This window comes from Bartonella propinqua, assembly GCF_047263965.1.
Taxonomy (GTDB): Bacteria; Pseudomonadota; Alphaproteobacteria; order Rhizobiales; family Rhizobiaceae; genus Bartonella.
Genome location: NZ_JBLEBK010000001.1, coordinates 235466 through 260393, shown reverse-complemented (window position 1 = coordinate 260393; position 24928 = coordinate 235466). Strand labels below are relative to the sequence as shown.

At 39.2% G+C, this 24928-nt stretch carries 16 protein-coding genes and 1 tRNA gene; 5 read left to right on the top strand and 12 right to left on the bottom strand.

What is annotated here, in order from left to right; all coding sequences use genetic code 11:
* Positions 1–64: 64 nt before the first annotated feature.
* Positions 65–140: transfer RNA gene (locus ACMFKV_RS01050), tRNA-Ala, on the bottom strand.
* A 119-nt stretch (positions 141–259) separates the two neighbouring features.
* Positions 260–643 (bottom strand): TIGR02300 family protein, encoded by a 384-nt coding sequence (locus ACMFKV_RS01045; RefSeq protein ID WP_336287681.1) that lies wholly within the window; start codon positions 641–643, stop codon positions 260–262.
* Between the two features lie 177 nt (positions 644–820).
* Between ACMFKV_RS01045 and aroA the strand changes: the two genes are divergently transcribed.
* The 5 genes from aroA to pncB all read left to right on the top strand — a co-directional run bounded on the left by aroA (position 821) and on the right by pncB (position 14844).
* Positions 821–2149 (top strand): 3-phosphoshikimate 1-carboxyvinyltransferase, encoded by a 1329-nt coding sequence (gene aroA / locus ACMFKV_RS01040; protein WP_413154273.1) that lies wholly within the window; start codon positions 821–823, stop codon positions 2147–2149.
* Positions 2146–2790: a (d)CMP kinase gene (gene cmk / locus ACMFKV_RS01035; RefSeq protein ID WP_413154272.1), complete on the top strand. Its 645-nt coding sequence runs from the start codon at positions 2146–2148 to the stop codon at positions 2788–2790. The genes aroA and cmk overlap by 4 nt, the downstream gene beginning before the upstream one ends.
* Before the next feature lie 138 nt (positions 2791–2928).
* On the top strand, positions 2929–4629 hold the full coding sequence (gene rpsA, locus ACMFKV_RS01030; protein WP_336287678.1) for a 30S ribosomal protein S1: 1701 nt from the start codon (positions 2929–2931) through the stop codon (positions 4627–4629).
* A gap of 196 nt (positions 4630–4825) precedes the next feature.
* Positions 4826–13408 (top strand): GH36-type glycosyl hydrolase domain-containing protein, encoded by an 8583-nt coding sequence (locus tag ACMFKV_RS01025; protein ID WP_413154271.1) that lies wholly within the window; start codon positions 4826–4828, stop codon positions 13406–13408.
* A 131-nt stretch (positions 13409–13539) separates the two neighbouring features.
* Positions 13540–14844 (top strand): nicotinate phosphoribosyltransferase, encoded by a 1305-nt coding sequence (gene pncB, locus ACMFKV_RS01020; protein WP_413154269.1) that lies wholly within the window; start codon positions 13540–13542, stop codon positions 14842–14844.
* Between the two features lie 376 nt (positions 14845–15220).
* Here pncB and ACMFKV_RS01015 read toward each other — a convergent pair whose 3' ends face one another.
* From ACMFKV_RS01015 to nth, 10 genes are all read right to left on the bottom strand, one after another.
* Positions 15221–15607: a YbaN family protein gene (locus ACMFKV_RS01015; RefSeq protein ID WP_336287675.1), complete on the bottom strand. Its 387-nt coding sequence runs from the start codon at positions 15605–15607 to the stop codon at positions 15221–15223.
* Between the two features lie 394 nt (positions 15608–16001).
* Positions 16002–16907: a metal ABC transporter permease gene (locus tag ACMFKV_RS01010; protein WP_413154268.1), complete on the bottom strand. Its 906-nt coding sequence runs from the start codon at positions 16905–16907 to the stop codon at positions 16002–16004.
* Positions 16908–16914: 7 nt separating this feature from the next.
* Positions 16915–17769, bottom strand: coding sequence for a metal ABC transporter permease (locus tag ACMFKV_RS01005; RefSeq protein ID WP_336287673.1), 855 nt, complete (start codon positions 17767–17769; stop codon positions 16915–16917).
* A complete protein-coding gene (locus tag ACMFKV_RS01000) occupies positions 17766–18596 on the bottom strand; it encodes a manganese/iron ABC transporter ATP-binding protein (protein ID WP_413154267.1) in 831 nt (276 codons plus the stop codon). The genes ACMFKV_RS01005 and ACMFKV_RS01000 overlap by 4 nt, the downstream gene beginning before the upstream one ends.
* Positions 18596–19501, bottom strand: coding sequence for a metal ABC transporter substrate-binding protein (locus ACMFKV_RS00995; protein WP_413154266.1), 906 nt, complete (start codon positions 19499–19501; stop codon positions 18596–18598). Before ACMFKV_RS00995 ends, ACMFKV_RS01000 begins: the two co-directional genes overlap by 1 nt.
* A 276-nt stretch (positions 19502–19777) precedes the next feature.
* Positions 19778–22192: a phenylalanine--tRNA ligase subunit beta gene (gene pheT, locus ACMFKV_RS00990; RefSeq protein WP_413154265.1), complete on the bottom strand. Its 2415-nt coding sequence runs from the start codon at positions 22190–22192 to the stop codon at positions 19778–19780.
* Between the two features lie 32 nt (positions 22193–22224).
* Positions 22225–23310: a phenylalanine--tRNA ligase subunit alpha gene (gene pheS / locus ACMFKV_RS00985; RefSeq protein ID WP_336287669.1), complete on the bottom strand. Its 1086-nt coding sequence runs from the start codon at positions 23308–23310 to the stop codon at positions 22225–22227.
* 93 nt (positions 23311–23403) lie between these two features.
* Positions 23404–23805: a 50S ribosomal protein L20 gene (gene rplT, locus ACMFKV_RS00980; RefSeq protein WP_332059860.1), complete on the bottom strand. Its 402-nt coding sequence runs from the start codon at positions 23803–23805 to the stop codon at positions 23404–23406.
* Positions 23806–23838: 33 nt separating this feature from the next.
* Positions 23839–24042, bottom strand: coding sequence for a 50S ribosomal protein L35 (rpmI, locus tag ACMFKV_RS00975; protein WP_336287667.1), 204 nt, complete (start codon positions 24040–24042; stop codon positions 23839–23841).
* Between the two features lie 135 nt (positions 24043–24177).
* Positions 24178–24918, bottom strand: coding sequence for an endonuclease III (gene nth, locus ACMFKV_RS00970; protein WP_413154264.1), 741 nt, complete (start codon positions 24916–24918; stop codon positions 24178–24180).
* Between the last annotated feature and the right edge of the window lie 10 nt (positions 24919–24928).

Genomic DNA, 24928 nt, shown 5'->3' with positions numbered 1-24928 from the left:
TCAATAAGCAGAGAAATCTTTCTTCAAAATTACTATTCTATATTAAAAAAATATTCTAGTTTTTTGGTGGAGCTAAGCGGGATCGAACCGCTGACCTCTTGCATGCCATGCAAGCGCTCTCCCAGCTGAGCTATAGCCCCACGAAAATAAATTCCCTTATCCCAAAGGATATAAACAATCTCAAAAAATTTTTTAAAACGAGAGCACTCGAAGATCAAGAAGAATTTGTATTAAGTGATGAAGAATAGTTTCTCACTTTTTAAGCATCATCATCACTAGAAACACTATTGCCTCCGAAAATCTCGGTAACGTCATCATCTTCATCGTCATCATCATGAGACAAAAACGTATCATCGTCATCACCAAGATCCACATCACTGTCTCCCAAATCAGGAAGATCATCGTCTTTAGAATCATCAACATCCTCTTCAAGAAGCATAAAGGCAGATTTTTCAAGCGCTGTATCCAATTCTTCAGCATCAACTTCTTCTTCACTACTCGCTTCAGCTGCTGCAACTTCAAAATAAGAACGAGGATAAGAAATCCCTGTATAAGGCGACACAATAGGGTCGCGATTAAGATCATAAAACTTCTTTCCCGTTTCTGGATCAACGCGTTTAGTTCCAAGTTCTTGTTTTGCCATGAACCGTCCCTCTTTGGTTAACTATCATTCCACTAAAAAACGAATTTTATGGTGCTTAATCGAAAGACAATACCTTTGTCAAAGATAAATATATCATTCCCAATGGATTTCCTCATGACGCCTTTCAAAGCATATGTTAAAGGGTGCTTTATTTAATTGGGATTAAATAGAACTTCTATGCAAAAAGCAATACCCATAACTGCCTACCAATCTACCAACCTCTCTGGCAAAATTAAGATACCAGGAGACAAATCAATCTCCCATCGATCTCTTATATTGGGAGGATTAGCAAATGGTGAAACATATATTCACGGATTGCTTGAAAGCGATGACGTCCTCAATACAGCTGCAGCTATGCGCGCTATGGGAGCCTGTATTCATAAAAAAAACAACCTCTGGATCATCCGTGGAACTGGTAATGGCTGTCTTTTACAAGCACAGCAACCTTTAAACTTTGGAAATGCTGGAACAGGTGCCCGACTGATTATGGGAATGGTTGGTCCTTACCATATGAAAACAACCTTTATCGGTGATGCCTCTCTCTCTAGACGCCCAATGGGACGTATTCTCGACCCATTGCGTTTAATAGGCGTTGAAATTGAAGCGACACAGGGCGACCGTCTCCCTTTAACGCTTTACGGTCCAAGAATGGCTAACCCGATTCGCTATCGTATTCCAATGGCTTCTGCCCAAGTTAAGTCAGCAATACTTCTTGCCGGACTCAATATCGCTGGCACCACAACCGTTATTGAACCGATTCTCACTCGAGATCATACGGAAAAAATGTTAAAAGCGTTTGGTGCTGAACTTGAGATAGAAATAAATGCAGAAGGCACACGTTTTATTCATCTCAATGGGCAACCACATCTTACGGGACAAACTATTGATATTCCAGGTGACCCTTCTTCTGCAGCTTTTCCACTTATCGCAGCTCTTCTTGTCAAAGATTCTGATATTACCATTGAAAATGTCCTTATAAATAACTCTCGAATCGGTCTTATTGAAACATTGTGGGAAATGGGGGCAAATATTGAATTTTTGAATCAACGCCAAACAGGTGGAGAAGATGTTGCCGACCTTCGGGTTCAATCATCAGCGCTAAAAGGTGTAACTGTACCCAAAGAACGCGCTCCATCAATGATTGATGAATATCCCGCCTTAGCAGTAGCAGCAGCCTTTGCTGAAGGCAAAACCACTATGCTAGGAATCGAAGAGTTGCGTGTTAAAGAATCAGATCGACTCTCTGCTGTTGCACGAGGATTAACAATCAATCACATAAAGTGTGAAGAAGGTAAAGATTTTCTCATCGTACATGGAAAAAGCTCTGCCAAAGGATTGGGTGGTGGACACGTCACAACGCATCTTGATCATCGAATTGCTATGTGCTTTCTTGTCTTTGGATTAGCATCAGAAAAACCTGTTACCATTGATGATAAACAGATGATTGCCACAAGCTTTCCAGAATTTATCCCTTTTATACGACAACTCGGGGGGAAAATTTATTGAAACCTTTTGTTATTGCAATTGATGGACCAGCAGCCTCAGGTAAAGGGACATTAGCACGCAAACTTGCCACCCATTATCGCCTGCGCCATTTAGATACTGGGCTCACGTATCGTGCTGTTGCTCATACACTTTTACAACAAAAAGTTGCTCTGGATAATGAAAAAAGTGCTGTTGCTTATGCTAAAGAACTTGATTTCAATACCTTAAATCCGACTCTTCTTTCTTCTCATGCGCTTGGCGAAGCAGCTTCAAAAATAGCGCTTATACCAGCTGTACGCGAAACTCTTGTTGCAAAACAAAGTAATTTTGCCAAAATTTTGCCCGGCAGTGTGCTTGATGGTCGCGATATTGGTACTGTCGTCTGCCCCAATGCAGATATTAAGCTTTACATTTTAGCAGATGTTCAAATACGTGCAAAACGTCGCTATCAGGAAATTTTAAAAAAAGGACACCAAGCAGATTATAATGAGATTCTTGCCGATCTTAAACAACGTGATAGTCGCGATATAACCCGCAAACAAAGCCCGCTCAAACCAGCAAAAAACGCCCTCTTGCTTGATACGTCAGAATTGAGTATAGAAGCAGCATTCATAACTGCATGTGCCTTTATTGACCCTGTCATAAAAGCCCATGGCGTTTAAATAAAATCGTCAAGGTAATTTTTAGTCTAGCGCTAATTTTTTCCTGTATTTTAAGAAATAAAGATTGGAAATTACTTTATATCAACACTAACCTAGCGCTTATACCTTTTACTATAAAGGTCTGTATCAGGAGTTCTTATGTCACAATACAATCCTACAACAGCGGATTTTGAAACCCTTTTAATGGAATCTTTCCAAACCAATGACCTCAATGAAGGAGCCGTTGTTAAAGGCCGTGTCATTGCAATCGAAAAAGACATGGCTATTATTGATGCTGGTCTTAAAGTTGAAGGGCGTATTCCACTCAAGGAATTCGGAGCTAAAGGAAAAGATGGCTCTTTACAAGTTGGTGATGAAGTTGAAGTTTACATTGAGCGCATTGAAAATGCGATGGGTGAAGCTGTTCTATCCCGTGAAAAAGCACGACGTGAAGAAAGCTGGATTCGTTTGGAAGAAAAATTCAACGCTGGCGCACGCGTCAACGGAGTTATCTTTAGCCAAGTAAAAGGTGGCTTTACCGTCGATCTTGATGGTGCTGTTGCCTTCTTGCCTCGCAGCCAAGTTGATATTCGTCCCATTCGTGATGTTTCACCGTTAATGCACAATTCACAATCCTTTGAAATTTTGAAAATGGATCGTCGTCGTGGCAATATTGTTGTCTCACGTCGTACTGTCTTAGAGGAAAGCCGCGCCGAACAGCGTTCAGAAATTGTTCAAAACCTTGAAGAAAACCAAATCGTTGAAGGTGTTGTTAAAAATATCACCGATTATGGTGCCTTTGTTGATCTTGGTGGAATTGACGGTCTCTTACATGTCACGGATATGGCATGGCGGCGTGTTAATCACCCATCCGAAATTCTTACAATTGGTCAAACGATTAAAGTTCAAATTATTCGCATCAATCAAGATACGCATCGTATTTCACTTGGAATGAAACAACTCGAAAGTGATCCTTGGGAAAGCATCAGTGCCAGATATCCGATTGGTAAAAAAATTACTGGAGCTGTTACCAACATTACCGACTATGGTGGTTTTGTTGAAATTGAACCAGGAATCGAAGGATTGATCCACGTTTCTGAAATGAGTTGGACAAAGAAAAATGTCCACCCTGGAAAAATTTTGTCTACATCACAAGAAGTAGAAGTGGTTGTTCTTGAAATTGATCCTTCTAAACGCCGTATTTCTCTAGGTTTAAAACAGACATTTGAAAATCCGTGGGTAGCTTTTGCTAATAAATTCCCTGTGAATTCGCAAATTGAAGGAGAAGTTAAAAACAAAACAGAATTCGGTCTCTTCATTGGACTTGAAGGCGATGTTGACGGTATGGTTCATCTCTCTGATCTGGATTGGAATCGTCCTGGTGAACAAGTTATCGATACTTATAATAAAGGCGATATTGTTAAAGCTGTCGTACTTGATGTTGACGTTGAAAAAGAGCGTATTTCTCTTGGAATTAAGCAACTTTCTAGCGATAAAGTTGGAGAAGCAGCTGCTGCTGGCGAACTCCGCAAAGGTGCTGTCGTAACCTGTGAAGTTACTGGAATCAACGACAATGACATCAATGTAAAATTGATTGACCATAATCTTGAAACAACTATTCGCCGCGCTGATTTAGCACGTGATCGTGATGAGCAACGTCCAGAACGTTTCTCTATTGGTCAGAGAGTCGATGCTCGTATCACTGCATTCGACAAAAAAACACGTAAACTTTCAATATCTATCAAAGCCCTAGAAATCGCAGAAGAAAAAGAAGCTGTTGCACAATATGGTTCAACAGACTCAGGCGCTTCTCTTGGCGATATCCTCGGTGCTGCTTTGAAAAAGCAAGAACAAGATTAATGATTAAATAGATTAAATTAATAAGGTCGCTTGTTTCTCGGGCGACCTTTTTTATTCTTCAATGAACTGCCATAAGGAATTTTCGATTATCTGATTAAAAAATTGTAAACACTCTCAAATACAAATCTTATTATTGAGATAAAAATGCCAATAGCCTATTAAATAAAAGAAACCACATAAGTGATGGCAATGAAATATGACGGTGCTTAAAATATCTTTCATGAAGTATTTTTTTTCTCACCAAACAGAAAACTATTGTCTCACTGAAACCAATTTTCCTATTCGCTCACCTTATAAATCGCAAGACGAACTCTATAAATTAGGTCATGATATCGCTTTAGAAAAAGAGGTCTTACTTCCTGCGTATGACGGAGGAAAAAACTTTCACAAGCGCTTAAACGAAAATGCTAAATTTATTCTCCATGCCTTTCATACCAGCGATATAGCTGCTCGAAACGATGAAACCATTACACCGTCTGCTCAATGGCTTATTGATAATCATTATACTATTGACAAAACCATACAACAGCTACGCCGCAGCTTACCAAAGTCCTTCATTAAACAACTTCCCCTTTATCAACAAAAGGCGGAAATGCCACGTATCTTCGCTTTAGCTTGGCTTTATATTGCTCATACAGACAGCAAATTTTCACAAGAAACGCTCACAGCTACGATCAATGGATTTCAAAAAATTTGCGCCCTTAAAATTGGTGAGTTATGGGCACTTCCTTCTGTCATACAGATGCTCTTAATTGAAAATGTCCGTCGTCTTTCATTGTGTATTGAACAAGCGCGTCATATGTGCCATCTCGCTCACCAAGCAGCTGATCAAATTTTTCTTGCCGAAAATGAAACGAAATTACACACTCTTTTTACTCTGTATGAAGCATTTACCGCTCATTCAACCTTTTCAGCCCATTTATTTTACCGCCTGCGAAATACATCTTTCGATTCAACAACAGCATTAACTTGGCTTGAAAAGCAATTGCATAACCAAGGCAGCAGCCTAGAAATTGCGACAACCGATGAACACACCCGTCAAGCAGCAGATGGTGTAACCATGGGCAACGTTGTTCGTGCCCTTAAAACTATTGATGACATTGATTGGACGGTATGGTTTGAAACAGTCAGTTCTGTAGACTCTATTTTACGTGAAAATAGTGATTTTTCTGAAATTGATTCTCATTCACGCAATATCTATCGACAAGTAATCGAAAAAATTGCACGTTTTTCACCTTTTAGTGAGATAGAAGTTGCACGCAAAGCTATAGAAATGACACTTTCTTCCTCTGAAGATACCCCTCATCATAACATTTCTTCTGTTGGATGGTATCTCGTCGATGAAGGGCGTTATGTATTTGAAGAGGTTTGTAAATATACTCCACCTTTTTTCAAAAAATGGCTACGAACTTACCGTTTCTCAAAGATAGAAATAATTGCAATTCCCGTCTCGCTTTTGACGCTCGCTCTTTTGCTCACAATCTATACTCTGTTACGAACATCTGACATAACACCATGGATGGGCTTTCTTTTTACCGCATTAGCACTTTTTCCTGCTATGGAAGCTGCTTTTGCCTTCTTCAACACTGTTGTTTCATGGTTTATCCCACCAAGACAGCTTATTGGTTATGAATATAAAAATGGTATTCCCAAACATGCACGTACAATGGTTGTCGTGCCGACATTAATCACATCACGCGATTATATTGATGAGCAAGTACGCAATCTTGAAGTACACTACCTTTCTAATCCTAAAGGTGCAATTCATTTTGCACTCATCACGGACTGGAATGATGCTCCATTAGAAGAAACGCAAGAAGATCTTGACCTTTTTCACTATGCGCAAAAAAGTATCGATAAGCTGAATCACCGTTATCATCGTGATGACATCCCTCTCTTTTTCCTTTTACACCGTCGGCGTCTTTATAATACGAGCGAAAATTGCTGGATGGGATGGGAACGCAAGCGTGGTAAACTTCATGAACTCAATTTGTTATTAAGAGGCAATCAAAACACAAGCTTTTATCCTCCAAATCCACGTCTTCCTATGGATTGCCGTTTTATTATGACTCTAGATTCAGACACACGTCTAACCCCCGAAGGTGTCACAAAACTCGTTGGAAAACTTAATCATCCGCTCAACCATCCCATTTTTGATCCGCAAACTGGACGGGTTATAAAGGGTTACAGCATTTTGCAACCTCGTATTACACCTTCTCTTACAACGGACAAAGAAACATCAATTCTGCAACGCGTCTTTTCTACCAATCGTGGCATTGATCCTTATGTCTTTGCTGTTTCTGATACTTACCAAGATCTTTTAGGAGAAGGAACTTTTGTTGGTAAAGGCCTTTATAATATTGATGCATTTGAACAAGCACTTGATGGAAAAATTAAAGAAAATACCGTTCTTAGCCATGATCTTTTGGAAGGAGGCTATGCACGTGCTGCATTAGTCAATAACGTAGAAGTGATTGAAGATTACCCAACAGCCTATAATGTTGATGTGATTCGTTATCACCGCTGGACTCGCGGCGATTGGCAATTGTTGCCTTATCTCTTTTCTCGATCTCAAATGAGTTCCATTACGCGTTGGAAAATACAAGATAACCTGCGCCGTTCTCTCATACCGCTTATGTGGCTGATTACAACAATCGTGGGATGGTCTTTTTTACCGTTAAAGATAGCAATCATCTGGCAAATATTCTTGCTGCTAAGCCTCTTTATCTCGCCAATTTTAGGTATATTACAACTTCTCGTTTCGGTCAATTTTGATCATTCTTTGCGCGGACAACTCCAATTAATTTTAAACAAAACTGCCCTTACGCTAGCGGATATATTTCTTAAAACTACACTTCTTGCCCATTCAGCTTATTTTATGACTGATGCGATTATCCGCACACTTTATCGCATGAAGATTTCCAAAAAGCACCTCCTTGAATGGAAAACTTCCGCTACAGCAAAATTGATTCCCAACAGTTTGGATTTCTATGTTCTTACAATGTGGCCAGCATCGCTTATCGGTATTTTTGCAATAGCACCACCTCTATTTTCTCATAGCCCTACAAGCTTCATTGCTTTACCCTTTGGGCTAGCATGGTTTTTTTCACCCTTGATTGCATGGATTGTCAGCCAACCTTCAACCTCTCAAGATACTCTTAATATATCTTCACAGGATAATAAAACACTACGATGTATTGCACGACGGACATGGCTTTATTATGCAACTTTTGTCGATGCGCAAAATAATTATTTGCCACCTGATAATTTTCAAGAAGATCCCAAACCTCTTATCGCTCAACGCACATCCCCCACTAATATTGGAGTCTATCTTCTTTCCATCATTGCTGCTCGTGATTTTGGCTGGATTAGTTTTGAAGAAACCATTACACGCGTTGAATGCACATTAAGCTCTCTTGCAAAAATGGAAAAATTCCGTGGCCACCTCTACAATTGGTATGCAACGGATACACTCAAACCTCTCCTGCCAACTTATGTATCCACAGTTGATTCAGGAAATCTTGCTGGTCACTTAATCACACTCTCCTCAGCCTTAAGTGAATGGGCTGAAATACCTCATGTTTTTCTGCAAAGTAACCGAGTGGCTCTATGTGATGTCAGTGCTATTCTTGAAGAAGTTGTCAAAGAAATTCCAGATAATCAGCGCATTTTACGTCCTTTACATCAACAAATCAAAAAACATATTACTTATTTTCATCGCACTACCAATATTTTTCTTAAAGAAAAATCAGATGCTCTTACTCACTGTATTCTTAACCTCTTGGGCATTGCTCATGATATCGTACATTTAATAGATGGACTCGATCAAAAAACTCAAACGATAGAATCTGCGCGTGCACTCTCTTGGGCAAAATGCCTTGTGGAAACTTGTGAAGCGCATCATCACGATGTAACCAGTAATTATAATACCGAAGAACTTCGCAAAAAATTAAAAACTTTAGCTGTAAAAACGCGGCAAATAGCCTTTGATATGAAATTTGACTTTTTAGAGCAATCTGAACGGCATCTCTTATCCATTGGATATCGTGTTCAAGAAAATAAACTTGATGAAAGTTGCTATGACCTTCTTGCTTCAGAAGCACGCCTCGCAAGTCTTTTTGCAATCGCAAAAGGAGATATCAAATTTAAACATTGGTTTCATCTCGGACGATTACTTGTTCCAATCGGTTGGAAAAGTGCCCTTCTATCATGGTCTGGCTCCATGTTCGAATATCTCATGCCATCTCTCATCATGCATGAACCTTTGGGATCTATACTCGATCAAACTAATCGATTAATCGTTCGTCATCAAATACAATACGCTCATAAACGGGGATTACCGTGGGGTATCTCAGAAGCTGCATTTAATGCCCGCGATCACCTCATGAACTACCAATACACCAATTTTGGTGTTCCAAACCTCGGACTCCAACGTGGTCTCTCACGCAATGCTGTTATTGCTCCCTATGCCAGTCTTTTAGCTACACAATACGCACCCTCCCAAGCTATAAGCAATTTAAAACGATTGCGTAATCTTGGAGCTTTAGGAACATACGGTTACTATGACTCTGTTGATTTCACGCCTTCACGTGTACAAAAAGGAAAAAAATACGCCATTGTGCGCAATTATTATGCACATCATCATGGCATGTCTATTCTTGCTATTAACAATGTCATTTTTCAAGGGCGGATGCGTGATCGCTTTCACCGTGATCCCGTCATTGAAGCAGCACAGTTATTATTACAGGAAAGAGCTCCGCATCAAATTCCTATCATTCATACCAAAAATGTTAATCCTATACGCAATAGCTCTCAAGCATTTGACGATGCCCCTTCACGCATTATCACTAACCCGTTACTCAAACCACGCGCAACTTTGCTCTTATCTAATGGTTGTTATTCTACAATGCTGACAGCCAGTGGTTCTGGTTATAGCCGCTGGCACGATTATACAATTACACGCTTTATTCCTGATGCTACCGAAGATCAACAAGGATTTTTATTTTTCATACGTGATACGCATAGCGGACATTGGTGGTCTGCTACTGGTGAACCAACACGTATTGTTGAAGAAGAAACGATCAGCATTTTTACAGATGAAAAAGCTGAATATACGAAAATAGTTGACGGCATCAAATCAACACTTGAATGTCTTGTTACCGCTGAAAATAATGGTGAAGGCAGACGTATCCAACTTATGAATACAACAAATAGAGATCGCTTCATTGAAGTTACTTCTTATGGTGAACTCGCATTAGCAACAATGGAAACAGATTGCGCTCATCCTGCTTTTTCACGTATGTTTATAGAAACAGAAATTGCTGAAGGAGGAAGAACAATTTTTGTAAAAAGGCGCAAACGCTCCCTCCATGATCCTGAAATTTATATTGCTCATTTTGTTACCGATACAGCTCACATTATTCAAAAAATAGAAGCTGAAACTGATCGTTACTTGTTTATTGGTCGAGGTCGATCCATTCATCATCCTGCTGCATTTGACCAAAATGCTCGCTTCAATAACAGTCAAGGTTGTGTTCTTGACCCAATCATCTCTATCAGATGTCATATAAAAATTCCAGCACATGAAACAGCAGAACTTATTTTTTGGACTTTTGCTGCCAATGCAAAAGAAACACTGCATAATCATATTAAACATTATCAACAACCCAATATTTTCCAACAAGAATTGTCACTGGCGTGGATACGCTCGCAAATTTCGTTGTATCAAAGTGGTATCCACCTTAAAGAAGCTATTACTTATCAAAAATACGCAACACCACTTATCTATCCAGATCAAACATGGCGTCTCCCTTCTGAAATATTGGCAAAAACTCTTGGTAAGCAATCTGATCTTTGGTCAATGTCCATTTCAGGTGATTATCCTATCTGTCTTCTCAGATTAGATAATGAAGGGGACATAACTGTATTACGCGAACTGCTTAAAGCACATAAATATTGGCGTATGCGCGGGCTAATTGTTGATCTTGTCATTTTAAATGAACAAGCATTCTCCTATATACAAGATACGCAACGCGCTATTGAATGGGTCTGTGAATCTTACCATCACCATATCAACGACATCGATAATAAACACCAACATATTTTTACACTTCGGCGTGACCAAATAAACGAACAAAGTTTTAAAACGCTTCTTGCATCAGCCCGCATCATACTTCATGCTCAAAATGGTTCCTTATTTGAACAGCTCAAACGTATTGATGATAGCGATTTTGATCTGGTAACTCGCAATAATCATCAAAGATTTCATTATAAATTAAACGACAAAAAACACGGCAAAAGAAAGAAAATAACACCAATCAAACAACACTTCTTTGCTTCCGTTGATCCTATCAGTTCACAAAAATCATCCGCTCTGCCTACTCACGGAGAAGATTTAAAATACTGGAATGGTTATGGCGGTTTTAACCATCATAACTATTATGTCATACGCCTTAACGGACGCACCACCACACCACATCCGTGGATTAACGTCATTGCCAACCACAATTTTGGCTTTCATGTATCCGCTGAAGGTGCACTTTTTACTTGGGTCAATAACAGCCGTGATTACCAATTAACCCCTTGGAGCAATGATCCAGTTTCTAACCGCCCAGGGGAAGCACTTTACCTTGTAGATCGCCAATCTTTAAGCTGTTTTTCACCCGTTTCTGCTGTAGAATGTAATGAAAGCGTCGTATATGAAGCTTGTCATGGTTTTGGATTCTCGACCTTCAAATCCACACATTCAGAAATTGTATTAGAACTCACCCATACACTCGATCAAGAAAAACCTGTTCGCTTTTCTCGTTTGATCCTCAAAAATAAAGGAAAAAAAACACGTAGCTTACGTCTTTATAACTATGTTGAATGGGTTTTGGGAAACGTCCGCACAAAATATGCACCCTTTATTATCCCCTATTATGATTCTAAACGTGGTGCACATTTTATTCAAAATCCCTATCACATCGAAAAATCTCAACAAGTGACATTTTTATCAGCATCCGAAATGCCAACCAGTACCACCACCGATCGTACTGAATTTATCGGTTCACTAGGAACAATCATACATCCACAAGCTATCCGTCAAGCTGATGCCCTTTCAAATACGATTGAAGCAGGACGTGATCCTTGCTCGGCATTCGCCTATGATATTGATCTGTTACCAGAGCAAACAAAAGAAATAGTCTTCTATCTTGGCAGTACTGAAAATATGCAAGAAGCTAAAAAATTGCTAGACCAAGTGCGTACAAGTAATTTTGAAATTTTGTTAGCGCAACAAAAGCAACAATGGAGTGATTTCGTTTCTCCAATCCAAGTAAAAACACCCGATCCTTCCTTCGATATCATGGTCAATCATTGGCTTCCTTATCAAATCTATGCATGCCGCATGATGGCACGTGCAGCTTTTTATCAAGCCAGTGGTGCCTTTGGCTTCCGCGACCAATTGCAAGATAGCTTGTCTTTGTTATTGTTGAAACCACAACTTGCGCGTGAACAATTATTAAACGCCGCAGCTCATCAATTTCCTGAAGGTGATGTACAGCACTGGTGGCTACCCGATACCAATGCTGGTGTCCGCACACTCATTTCTGATGACATTGTCTGGCTCGCATATGGAACAGCTCTTTATGTAAACACTACTGGTGATTACGCATTTCTTGATACTCCAATTGCTTTCATTGAAGGAGCTTCTCTGAACACAAAGCAACACGATACTTATTTTCAACCCACACAATCCTCAAAAACTGCAACACTTTATGAACATTGTGTTTTGGCTTTAGATCTTGCCATCAAACGCTGCGGACAACATGGTCTCCCCCTTATTTTAGGCGGTGATTGGAATGATGGCATGAATTTGGTAGGTATTGAAGGGAAAGGCGAAAGTACTTGGTTAGGGTGGTTTCTTGGCACTACGTTACAAGCATTTATTCCTCTTGCTAAAAACCGTGATGATAACAGCCATGTTGAAGCATGGAACACACATCTTAAACGTTTGACCAAGGCTTTAGAAAAAAACGGCTGGGATGGCGCTTGGTATCGACGTGGTTATTTTGATGATGCAACTCCCCTTGGTTCCAAAATAAATGATGAATGCAAAATTGATACGATTGCTCAATCTTGGGCTGTCATTTCTCAAATGGCATCGTCTAAACGCCAAAAACAAGCAATGGCATCAATGTTCGAGCATCTATATGATGAAAAAGGGGGGCTTATACGTCTCTTCTGGCCACCTTTTGATAAAAGTACTCTCGAACCTGGTTACATAAAAGGTTATCCTCCAGGGATTCGAGAAAATGGTGGTCAATACACTCATGGTGCTATTTGGAGCATTTTAGCGCTTGCTGAAATGGGTGAGAACGATAAAGCCTATCGTTTGTTTTCTATGATCAACCCAATTACCCATGGGAAAAATCCTGAAATTTATCGTGTTGAACCTTATGTAATGGCTGCAGACATCTACGCCATTGAACCACGCCGTGGACAAGGTGGTTGGACATGGTATACAGGTTCAGCAGGCTGGTTCTACCGTACTGCAACACATGCTATTCTTGGGATTCACCGTCAAGCCAATCAATTATTTTTATATCCACATTTGCCTTCCTTCTGGATGAAATATGAAGCGAAAATAAAATTTTCTGATGCTGTTTATACAATAAAGGTCAAGCGGGGACTCAAAAATATACTCCATGTTGATGGTAAAGAATATGCCAATGTTCATGCAGGAATAAAGTTAAAAAAAGCAGGTATACATGAAATTATACGCACCCTCAAATCCTAAAAACAGAAAAGATAGCAAACTTTTTTACTCTTGCTCAAAAATACAGAGTTGTTATAGTTCCTGCGTTTCCTATGATGTTTACGTTGGTGCGTCATAATCTTCAATTTTACTTAGCTGAAAAAGAAAGAGTCATGAATCATACGGACATTGCTAAACGTGTTTACAACCATACTTGGAAACTTGATCCAATTATTCGTTCACTTCTCGACACGGATTTTTATAAGCTTCTTATGGTGCAGATGATTTGGGGACTTTATCCAAATGTACATGTTACTTTTTCCCTCATAAACCGTACCAAAACAATACGTCTTGCCGATGATATTGATGAAGGTGAACTGCGTGCTCAACTTGATCATGCCCGTAGTTTACGCTTTACGAAAAAAGAAATGATCTGGCTTGCTGGAAACACATTTTATGGACGTAAACAAATTTTCGAACCAGATTTTCTTAATTGGCTTGAAAATTTTCAACTACCAGAATATGAGCTAACCCGCAAAGACGGACAATATATCCTTCATTTTAGTGGTTTGTGGACTCACAGCTCCATGTGGGAAATTCCTGCCCTTGCCATTATCAGTGAATTACGTTCACGTGCTGCCATGAAAAACTTGGATCGTTTTGCACTTGACGTGCTTTATGCTCGTGCTAAAGCAAAAATGTGGAGTAAAGTTGAACATCTCAAAAAATTACCTGATATTAAAATATCCGACTTTGGTACAAGACGTCGTCATTCTTTTTTATGGCAACGCTGGTGTGTAGAAGCATTAAAAGAAGGTGTTGGAGATTCTTTGATAGGCACTTCCAATATCCTTCTCGCCATGGATACCGATTTAGAAGCTCTTGGTACAAATGCACATGAACTACCTATGGTCATTGCCGCTCTCACCAATAGTGATGATGAATTGCGTAAAGCGCCTTATCAAGTCCTGCAAGATTGGAATCGTTATTATGGCGGAAATCTTTTAATTGTTTTGCCTGATACCTTTGGTACAGAAGCATTTTTACGTAATGCACCAGATTGGGTAGCTGATTGGACAGGTTTCAGACCTGATAGTGCTCCCCCCATTGAGGGTGGCAAACGCATTATCGAATGGTGGAAAGAAAAAGGAAAAGACCCACGTGAAAAATTATTGATCTTTTCTGATGCACTTGATGTAGATACTATTGAAAAAACTTATCATCATTTCCATGGAAAAGTGCGTATGAGTTTTGGATGGGGAACAGATCTTACCAATGATTTTGCAGGCTGTGCACCCCAAAGAATTGCAACTCTTGATGCTCTCTCCCTTGTCTGTAAAGTCACTCATGTCAACGGCAGACCAGCTGTAAAACTTTCAGATAATCCTGAAAAAACAATTGGTGATCCGCAAAAAATACAATATTATCTCAAGTTTTTTGGTAATAAAAAACGTGTTTCTCGGCCTATAAAAACTTAAATCATAAACTCGTTTGTATACAATCAAAATAAGTGATTATGAAATCAGTAACAGATCAATAACACTGTTCTCTCTCACCTTCAACTTACAGAAATAACGCTCATATAAAGATAAGCCTATCATTATCAATCAAGGTGATTTATGGACAGCTAATTGGGCTATTCGCATGATAACTTGCTTATTAATAAAACTGCTTCACAAGCACGCCATTCTATCCAAACAATAAGTAGTTTTATAACTATTTTTTAAAAATTAATCAGCTAATATATAAATATTATCCTAAAGCCTAGAGGCAAAACTCTCTATTATTAGTAGCTCAAACAAATCAGAAAAAATAAAAATGCCGTTTAGCTAATAAAATCTTTGACTTTTGTTATTATGAAGATGGGCGTGTCATAATATAAATAGCAATCAAAAGCAAAGTAGCTGCAACCAATAAGGTAAACCACAAGGCGGGGTGTAATATCATCAAAAATGATAAAAAACCACACGCCATACTAACCATAACAAAAATTTTAACGAATGTTGGGATAGCTCTCTTTTCTTTCCATTGCCTAATAGGCAAACCAAAAATGCGATGATTATTCAACCAAGAATAAAAACGTGGTGATGAACGAGCAAAACACCACGAGGCAACTAATAAAAAGGGAACTGTTGGCATAATAGGTAACACAATACCAATAACACCCAATATAACCATTGCCCAGCCTGCTATCAAATAACAAATACGCAAAGGGTAAGATGTCTTAAAATATTTTTTCATCCTCTAGTGCCACTTTCCTTTATGAAAAACATCTGTATCCTCTCTGCTTTTCACACGCTTTAGATGTATAAAATCACTTCCTAATATCACTTCATTGGATAAGCATATTTTCGAGTGATCATTTCTTCCAAAGCATAGAACAGCCTACGCAATATGATAACCATTTCAAAAATTTCAAGCAATTAGAACAAATTTTTAGGAAAAAAGTAAAAAGGCTGCAGAATAAATCAACGCAGCCTCTTAATTATGAATGCAGCGTTTAGGGGGGGAGGAAATACCGCATTCATTTGCTAGATATTAGGAGGAAAATAATCTAACGTCCTTTGTTTAGTTAAAATAAGCACAAGAGACAACACACAAAAATGCATGACTGCTATGCACGAACTTATGTTACTCAAATTTTTTGCATCGTGTCTCGACGAAAAAATAGTGATATAAAAATAGCAATAAAAATGAGTGTTAAAATTAATACAATTGTGGCAGCAGAATCAGAGCCAATAAATAAACTTAAATAAATTCCTAAAAAACCAGAGAAAGCTGCAACAAGTACAGCAATCACCAACATAGAAAAAAAGCGTTTAGTGATAAGATACGCAATCGCTCCTGGCGCTATCAATAAAGAAATTACCAAAACAATACCAACGGCTTTCAAAGCCGCAACAATAGTAAGGGAAATCATTGTTAAAAGAGTATAGTGAAGCACCGATATTCGCAATCCCATTGCACGACCTTGAACTGAATCAAAAATATACAGCATAAAGTCACGCCATTTTGCTCCTAGAATAAAAGTAACGATAACAGAAATTACCGCCGTCTGCGTAATATCAAGCCAGTTAACACCCAAAAGATTCCCGAAGAGAATATGATTCAAATCTAGGTTGCTGTAAATAGCCGTTGCCAGCACAAGCCCCAAACCAAACATTGACGAAAAAACAACACCCATCACGGTATCTTGTTTAATGCGGCTATTGCTCCCTAAGAAACCTGTTACGATAGCACAAATCATACCCGCCACGAACGCACCGCAAGCGATCAAAGTCATCGTAACATTAGCTGAATCTACGTGCTGAAACCAAGCAAATGGTAAAGAGGTTAAAAATGCTATCACCCACGGCGTTGCCATATAACCAACAACTACGCCAGGAAAAACTGCATGGGAAATCGCATCACCTAAAAGCGCCCATCCTTTTAAAATAAGAAAACAAGAAAGCATTGCCATTGGAACAGAAAGGATCATAACAATAACCATGCCCTTAAGCATAAAAGAAAACTGAAAAGGAAGTAGCAAACAATCAATCATGATATTATTACACTTTTTTTGCCGCTTTTATACGTAAGCGGGCAGCAATAAAGCCGTGTTTAGGAGCAAAAATGAAGGCCATAATAAATAAAAATGCCTGAAACAGCACAACAAGACCACCAGTTTGCGCATTCAAAAAATAACTTACATAAACGCCAAATATACTTGTGAATGTTCCAATCACAACTGCAATAAGCAAAATATTCACAAAACGATCACTTAAAAGGTAAGCTGTCGCTCCTGGCGTTACGACAAGACAGATAACTAAAAAAGCCCCCACTGTCTGCATAGCAGCAACAGTACAAGCAGACAGCAATGTAAAGAAAAGAATCTTTAAAAATTTTACATTTAATCCAATAGCACTCGCATGCGTCTCATCAAATAAAGCAACTAATATATCTTTCCACTTCAAAAACAATATCAATAAAGAAAAAAACCCAATAAAAGCCAATTGTAAAATATCTGACGCACTTACTGCCAAAATATTCCCTAAAACAATCGTATCAATATTAACAGACATCGGTTTTAATGATTTGAGAAATAACCCAAAAGCAAAAAAGGAAGAAAAAATTAAACCAATAATGGTATCTTCTTTCAGCTTTGTTCGATGGTTAAAAAAGAGCATCGCTGCTGCTGCAAGCCCACCAGAAAAAAAGGCTCCAAGCGAAAAAGGCAACCCCAAAAGGTAAGCTCCCGCTACTCCAGGCACAATCGAATGGGAAAGCGCATCGCCAATTAACGACCAACCTTTCAACATCAAAAAAGCAGAAAGAAAGGCACAAACACACCCAACTAACCCTGACACCCACATAGCATTAACCATATATTGATAGCTCAATGGCTCAAGCAACCAAGACATCACGCAATACTCTCCACTTTTTGAACCTTCTCAAAGTCTAACGTTTTTTTACTTTCTATAAACACATCATTTTTTGTTGTATCTTGAAAATCAAAAATATGATGGTGTAAAGCACCATCAAAAGTTTTTTCGAGATTCTTTTGTGTAAAGACTATGTCTGTTACCCCAGAAGCCAAAACAGTTCCTTTTATTAAAATCGTGTGATCACAAAACTCACGAACAGAGCCTAAATTGTGGGTAGAAACCAATATTACAGCGCCTTCTTTCCGTAAATCTTGCAACAAGGCAATAATTTTATCTTCTGTTGTAACATCAACCCCTGTAAATGGTTCATCTAATAAAATAGCTTTCGCCTGCTGTGCCAGAGCGCGTGCTAGAAAAACACGCTTCTTCTGACCACCAGAAAGCTCCCCAATTTGACGCTTGGCAAATGCCAACATATCGACACGCTCTAATGCAATACGGACAGCTTCATAATCTTTTTCCCGCGCATAGCGAAAAAAATTCATGTGACCATACCGCCCCATTAAAACAACATCTTCAACGAGAACAGGAAAATTCCAATCAACATCCTCATTTTGAGGAACATACGCAATGAGGTTCTGTTTTAAAGCTGCCGCAACTGGCAAATCAAACATGCGAATCTTTCCCTTTGAAGGGCGTACAAATCCCATAATAGCTTTAAATAATGTTGACTTACCTGATCCATTAACGCCAATCAATGCCGTAATAGAACCTGTTGGGCTTTCAAAATTTACTTCACGCAAAGCTGTATGCCCATTACGATAAGTTACTGTTACCCCTTGAGCAAATATTCCAGTTTCAGTCATTACCCTTTTACTCCGTCTAATAAAGCACGAGCAATCCGATCACTTGTAACACGTAACAAATCAATATAGGTTGGAACCTCACCATTTGCTTCACTTAGTGAATCGACGTAAAGAACGCCACCGTATTTTGCCCCTGTTTCTCTTGCGACCTGCTTGGCAGGTGCTGGAGAAATAGTACTCTCAGAAAAAACTGCATGGATATTGTATTTGCGAACCATATCAATAACATGCTTAACTTGCTGTGGTGTTCCTTGCTGATCAGCATTAATTGGCCACAGATAAAGTTCTTTTAAATTAAAGTCGCGAGCCAGATAACTAAATGCACCCTCACTGGTCACAAGCCAGCGTTTGTCTTCTGGCAATGCTTCTAATTCAACTCTAATAGGCTCAATCATTGAGCGAATTTTCTGTTTATAAGCTTCAGCGTTTTCTTCATAAATAGAAGCATGTTCAGGATCGTATTTTACGAAAGCGTCGCGAATATTATCAACGTAAATCAAAGCCGCATTCGGGGACATCCATGCATGAGGATTCGGCTTTCCACTGTAAGGCCCCTCACCAATTTTAATCGGCACAATGCCTTCTGAAACAACGACACTCGGAACATCTTTGATATTTTGAAAAAATTTTTCAAACCAAAGTTCTAACTCTAACCCATTCCATAATATAAGATTTGCTCCTTGCGCGCGCATAAGATCGCGAGGGGTAGGTTGATATTCGTGAATTTCAGCCCCAGGTTTAGTGATTGATTCAACATCAGCGACATCACCTGCTACATTCCGTGCCATATCAGCAATGACAGTAAAAGTTGTAACAGCCTTAAATTTTCCAGCAGACAAAGCTAAATTGGGTGTAAAAAAAATAACACTCCCAAAAACTATAGTAAAAATCGCTTTTACGTTCATTGATTCTCTCTTTATTGCTAATGATTTGCATTAATGTTTTAACTAATAACAGCTATCTTTTATTTTTGCAATGAAGGACTTTCACAAAAAAATAAATTTTTAAACTATTTAACAATGTTCTTTCTCACATTTTTAAAAGCGGATATTTCAAAAGGGTATGTTTTAATACGAAGGCAAATTTCATATAGCTTTATGGGTCTTGAACTACATAAAAATTAAGGGAGCACTGAAAAGTACTCCCACTTCATAAGATGATCCGATAAAAAAAAATAATATTTAACAGCGCAAATATGCACCCGTCATCTTGGTAACGTTCTCCACCACTTTTAAAGCAAGCTTTTCTAGATCTTCATCAGTCAAAGTTCGCTCAATAGGTTGAATAGTAACTTCAATTGCAACAGATTTTTTATCTTCTCCAAGCGCTAAATCTTCAAAAAGATCAAAAATTTGCACTGAATGAATAAGCTTTTTATCTGCTGCACTTGCAGCGCGAACAATAAGAGAAGAAGCAACCGTTTTATCAACTACAAACGCAAAATCACGACGCACCATTTGAAAAGGCAATAGCTTTAAAGGAGAACGACTTTTCGTTGCCTTTTTTCTGGGTTCTGGAATCCGATCAAGAAAAATTTCAAAACCGCATAAAGAACCGCTCACACCCAATTTCTCTAATGTAGCAGGATGAAAAATGCCAAAAAAACCAAGAATAATCTTTGATCCAAGCTTTATAACCCCTGAACGACCAGGATGATACCAATCAGGTGCTCCAGCTTCAATTTGAATCTTATTAACATCCATACCGCACGCTTCTAGAACAGCCAATGCATCTGCTTTAGCATCAAAAACATCAACTGCTGCTGCATTCCCATTCCAAAAACGTCCTACTCCTTCAAATCGTTCTGTTCCACGGCGAATACCACCAGCAACACGTTGCTGTTTATCAGGTGTATCACCTTCATAGATGCTAGAAACTTCAAACAAAGCAAGATCTAAAAAACCACGATCAACATTTCGCTGCGCTGCCACAAGCAAACCTGGCAACAGAGAAGGACGCATCACTGACATATCAACAGTAATAGGATTTGCTAATTTAAGCTGTGCATGACCACCTCCAAAAGCAAGTGCTTGACTTTCAGAAATAAAGGACCACGTCACTGCTTCCCTCATACCACGATGCACTAAAGCTAAACGTGTAACACGTGAGTGAATCTGCGAGCATGTTAAAGTTTGACCTTTTCCTTCTACAAATTCTTCTAACGGGATGGGCTTAATTTTATCCAACCCATAAACCCTCATCACTTCTTCCACTAAATCAGCTTTACCGACAATATCAGGACGCCACGTTGGCACGCTCACTGTAACCACATCCCCTTCCCCTTCAATGTGAAATCCGAGCTTTGTCAAAATAGTAATGACTTGCTCACGCTCTATTTCCAAATGTGTCAAACGCTTAATTTCAGAAAACGGAAAGGTAATCTGTTTGATTTTTGGCTGCTGATAACCAACAACCCTTGTCTTTGATACTTCACCACCACAAAGACGCACAGCCAATTCTGTCGCAATCTCAAGCCCTATTTCCATAAAAGCTGGATCAACACCTCGTTCAAATCGATAACGTGCATCACTGATAAGTCCTAATGCGCGCCCCGTCTGTGCAATGCTATATGCATCCCAAAGCGCTGATTCAATAAGAACGCGACGCGTTGTTTCATCACAGCTTGTTCTTTCACCACCCATGATACCAGCAATCGAGACGACACCTTCTTCATCTGCAATGACACAATCTTTAACACCCAAATTATAGGTTTTTCCGTCAAGCGCTTGAAGCTGTTCTCCTTCACGACCACGACGTACAACTAAATTTCCTTTTACTTTATCTGCATCAAAAACATGAAGTGGACGCCCAAGGTCAAAACTTATGTAATTTGTCATATCAACCAGCGCATTAATCGGTCTCAAACCAATCGCACTCAAACGTTGCTGCATCCATTGTGGTGATACGCCATTTTGAACATTGCGCACTTCACGCCAAGCAAAACCTAAACATAATGATGAGTCTTGCGAAAAATCTAGAGAGACATGAATCGATGTTTCAAAAGAAGCTATAAATTGCGGCAAAGACAATTCTTTTAATTGTCCAATTCCAGTAGCTGCAAGATCACGCGCAATACCGCGAACACCTGTGCAATCAGAACGATTAGGTGTCAAACCAATATCAATGATTGGATCATTTAAGCCTGCATAAACTGAAAATAAACCTCCTATAGGTGCATCCTCTGGAAGCTCTATAATCCCATCATGTTCATTCGATAACTTAAGTTCTTCTTGTGAACACATCATCCCGAAGCTTTCAACACCGCGAATTTTGCCCACAGATAATGTCACATCAAGTCCAGGCACATAAGTACCAGGTAACGCAAGAACACCAACAAGCCCACTCCGTGCATTTGGTGCCCCGCAAACAACTTGCATAGGTGTACCAGAGCCCGTATCTACCGATAAAATCTGTAACTTATCTGCGTCAGGATGTTTTGTTGCCGTTAAAACTTTTGCAATTACAAAACCTTTTAAAAAAGAACGATCATCAACATGTTCAACCTCAAGACCAATAGCTGTTAACTTATCGCAAATCTCATCCAAAGACGCGTCTGTTTCTAAGTGATCTTTCAACCAAGACAATGTAAATTTCATTTTAAAACCTCATATGAAAGCTATGGACAAGATCACACATTTTTTAAATTAGAAAAAAAAGCGGGCATATCAAAACAGCGAAAACCATAATGATCTAACCAACGTAGGTCAGCATCAAAAAAAGCCCGCAAATCAGGCATACCGTATTTTAACATGGCAATACGATCAATGCCCATTCCCCACGCAAAACCCTGATATTCATCAGGATCTAAACCAACATTCTTCAAGACATGAGGATGCACCATTCCGCATCCTAAGATTTCTAACCAATCCTGCCCTTCCCCGAACTTTACTTCTGAACCAGAACGATCACATTGAATATCCACCTCCATAGATGGTTCGGTAAAAGGAAAAAAAGATGGACGAAAACGCATCTTCACAGAAGAAACTTCAAAAAAAGCTTTACAAAACGTCTCATGAAGCCACATCATATGTGCAATAGTAGAAGTTTTATCAATCACAAGACCCTCTACCTGATGAAACATTGGGGAATGGGTCGCATCTGAATCCATACGGTAAGTTTTTCCAGGAATGATGATACGTATAGGTGGTTTCTGCTTTTCCATCGTACGAATTTGTACAGGTGATGTATGGGTACGCAATAATTTCTGCTCTTTCGTTTTATCAACATCAAAAAAGAAGGTATCATGCATTTCGCGAGCTGGATGACCTTCAGGAAAATTCAATGCAGTAAAGTTATAATAATCTGTTTCAATATCTGGTCCCTCAGCAATAGAAAAACCCATATTCGTATAAATAGCTATAATTTCCTCAGTTACCTGTGAGATAGGATGAATACGCCCCCGCTCAACAGGAGAAGAACGGACAGGTAAAGTGATATCAACCGTTTCACGAGCAAGACGTGCATCCATTGCTTGTCTTTTAAGAAAATCACGTCTTTGCGCCCATAGCTCTAAAACACGACTTTTTAATCCATTAAGAACTGATCCTACTTGATGACGCTCTTCGGCATTCATTTTTCCTAACGCTTTTAACTTTTCAGAAATGCTGCCTTTTTTACCTAATGCCGCAATACGTACTGCCTCAAGTGCCTGTTCATCACCCGCTGCTTCTAAAGCTAAACAAATTTCTTGTTCTAGACGCTCAATATCGTTCATATTTTTGCCTATTTTTGAATAAAAAAAACCCGCACCAGCAATAACCAGTACGGGATCCCGAATAAATAAATGCTTTAACAGAATACGACTGGCTTACTTGACAGCGCCTTCAAAAGCATTAGGCGTTGTATCTTTCAGATATTCCAAAGCCTCTTTTGCAGAAGCCACTAAAGCAGAAAATGCTGCCGATTCATGGATCGCTATGTCTGAAAGAACCTTACGATCAACCTCAATACCAGCTTTTGATAAGCCATCAATAAAGCGCCCGTAAGTTAAACCTTCTGCACGAACAGCAGCATTAATTCTTTGAATCCACAAAGCACGGAATGTACGCTTCCTATTTTTGCGATCACGATAAGCGTATTGCTTTGAACGATCAACTGCTGCTTTAGCTGCACGAATAGTATTTTTACGTCGACCGTAAAAACCTTCAGCCTGTTTAAGAACTTTTTTGTGCTTAGCGTGCGCTGTAACACCTCTTTTTACACGTGCCATATGATACTCTCCTAAAAATCAAAAGCGCGAAACTTAAACGCCATTTGGCAAATAACACTGGACGATCTTTTTAGCATCTGACTTACTCAGAACCATTGTTCCACGTGAATCACGAATAAACTTATTGGAACGTTTAATCATCCCATGCCGTTTTCCCGCAGCTGTTGCTTTAACGTTACCTAATGCAGTGATTTTAAACCGCTTTTTAGCGGATGATTTGGTCTTCATTTTGGGCATTTTGCTACTCCACATCTCTAAAATCGATCAAGCTGACCAAAGCTTGAACAAGCACCTGAACAGCCACGGCATGCCCTGCCGGGCGGCTCCAACAATATTTTCATAAGCCAGTATACACAAAATAGCAAGATCGTATCAAAAAAAAATCGGAGCCCCATTGCCTTGAACTTCAACCAAAGGTGCTGGAATTGCATTTGTTTTTATTGTTGCTTTACATAAATCAGCAATGATGCATTGTGTACACTGTACTTTACGTGCTTGACAAATATAGCGTCCATGCAAAATGAGCCAATGATGCGCATAACAAAGATAACGAATTGGTATAATTTTTAGCAACTTTTCTTCAACGATCTCTGGCGTTTTTCCAGGTGCTAAACCAAGACGGTTCCCAAGACGAAAAATATGCGTATCTACTGCCATAGTAGGTTGTCCAAAAGCAACATTTAAAACAACATTAGCAGTTTTACGCCCCACTCCAGGGAGTGCCATAAGCGCTTCACGACTATCAGGTACATGACCATCATACCGATCCATTAAAAAGTGGCAAAGTGCATAAACATTGCGCGCTTTTGCACGCCAAAGACCAATAGTACGAATATGACGTGCAATTTCTTCTTCTCCTAATGCAATCATTTTTTCTGGTTGATCCGCGAGACGAAATAATTCTTTTGTCGCTTTATTAACGCTAACATCTGTCGCTTGAGCAGAAAGGATAACCGCAATCAAAAGAGTAAAAACATTGGTATAAATGAGATCGCTTTTGGGATGAGGACGTTGAACTGAAAAACGGCGAAATATTTCTGCAATCTCGTCTTCTTTGTACAATGCTTCAGCAGCTTTTCTTCCCTGTGACAATTTTATTGTTTTTTGTGTCATTGAACTCTCT

What these genes read in the sequence shown, in the direction of transcription:
- ACMFKV_RS01045 (WP_336287681.1), bottom strand. Translation starts at nt 643, where the DNA reads ATGGCAAAACAAGAACTTGGAACTAAACGCGTTGATCCAGAAACGGGA.
- aroA (WP_413154273.1), top strand. Translation starts at nt 821, where the DNA reads ATGCAAAAAGCAATACCCATAACTGCCTACCAATCTACCAACCTCTCT.
- rpsA (WP_336287678.1), top strand. Translation starts at nt 2,929, where the DNA reads ATGTCACAATACAATCCTACAACAGCGGATTTTGAAACCCTTTTAATG.
- ACMFKV_RS01025 (WP_413154271.1), top strand. Translation starts at nt 4,826, where the DNA reads ATGACGGTGCTTAAAATATCTTTCATGAAGTATTTTTTTTCTCACCAA.
- pncB (WP_413154269.1), top strand. Translation starts at nt 13,540, where the DNA reads ATGAATCATACGGACATTGCTAAACGTGTTTACAACCATACTTGGAAA.
- ACMFKV_RS01015 (WP_336287675.1), bottom strand. Translation starts at nt 15,607, where the DNA reads ATGAAAAAATATTTTAAGACATCTTACCCTTTGCGTATTTGTTATTTG.
- ACMFKV_RS01010 (WP_413154268.1), bottom strand. Translation starts at nt 16,907, where the DNA reads ATGATTGATTGTTTGCTACTTCCTTTTCAGTTTTCTTTTATGCTTAAG.
- ACMFKV_RS01000 (WP_413154267.1), bottom strand. Translation starts at nt 18,596, where the DNA reads ATGACTGAAACTGGAATATTTGCTCAAGGGGTAACAGTAACTTATCGT.
- ACMFKV_RS00995 (WP_413154266.1), bottom strand. Translation starts at nt 19,501, where the DNA reads ATGAACGTAAAAGCGATTTTTACTATAGTTTTTGGGAGTGTTATTTTT.
- pheT (WP_413154265.1), bottom strand. Translation starts at nt 22,192, where the DNA reads ATGAAATTTACATTGTCTTGGTTGAAAGATCACTTAGAAACAGACGCG.
- pheS (WP_336287669.1), bottom strand. Translation starts at nt 23,310, where the DNA reads ATGAACGATATTGAGCGTCTAGAACAAGAAATTTGTTTAGCTTTAGAA.
- rplT (WP_332059860.1), bottom strand. Translation starts at nt 23,805, where the DNA reads ATGGCACGTGTAAAAAGAGGTGTTACAGCGCACGCTAAGCACAAAAAA.
- rpmI (WP_336287667.1), bottom strand. Translation starts at nt 24,042, where the DNA reads ATGCCCAAAATGAAGACCAAATCATCCGCTAAAAAGCGGTTTAAAATC.
- nth (WP_413154264.1), bottom strand. Translation starts at nt 24,918, where the DNA reads ATGACACAAAAAACAATAAAATTGTCACAGGGAAGAAAAGCTGCTGAA.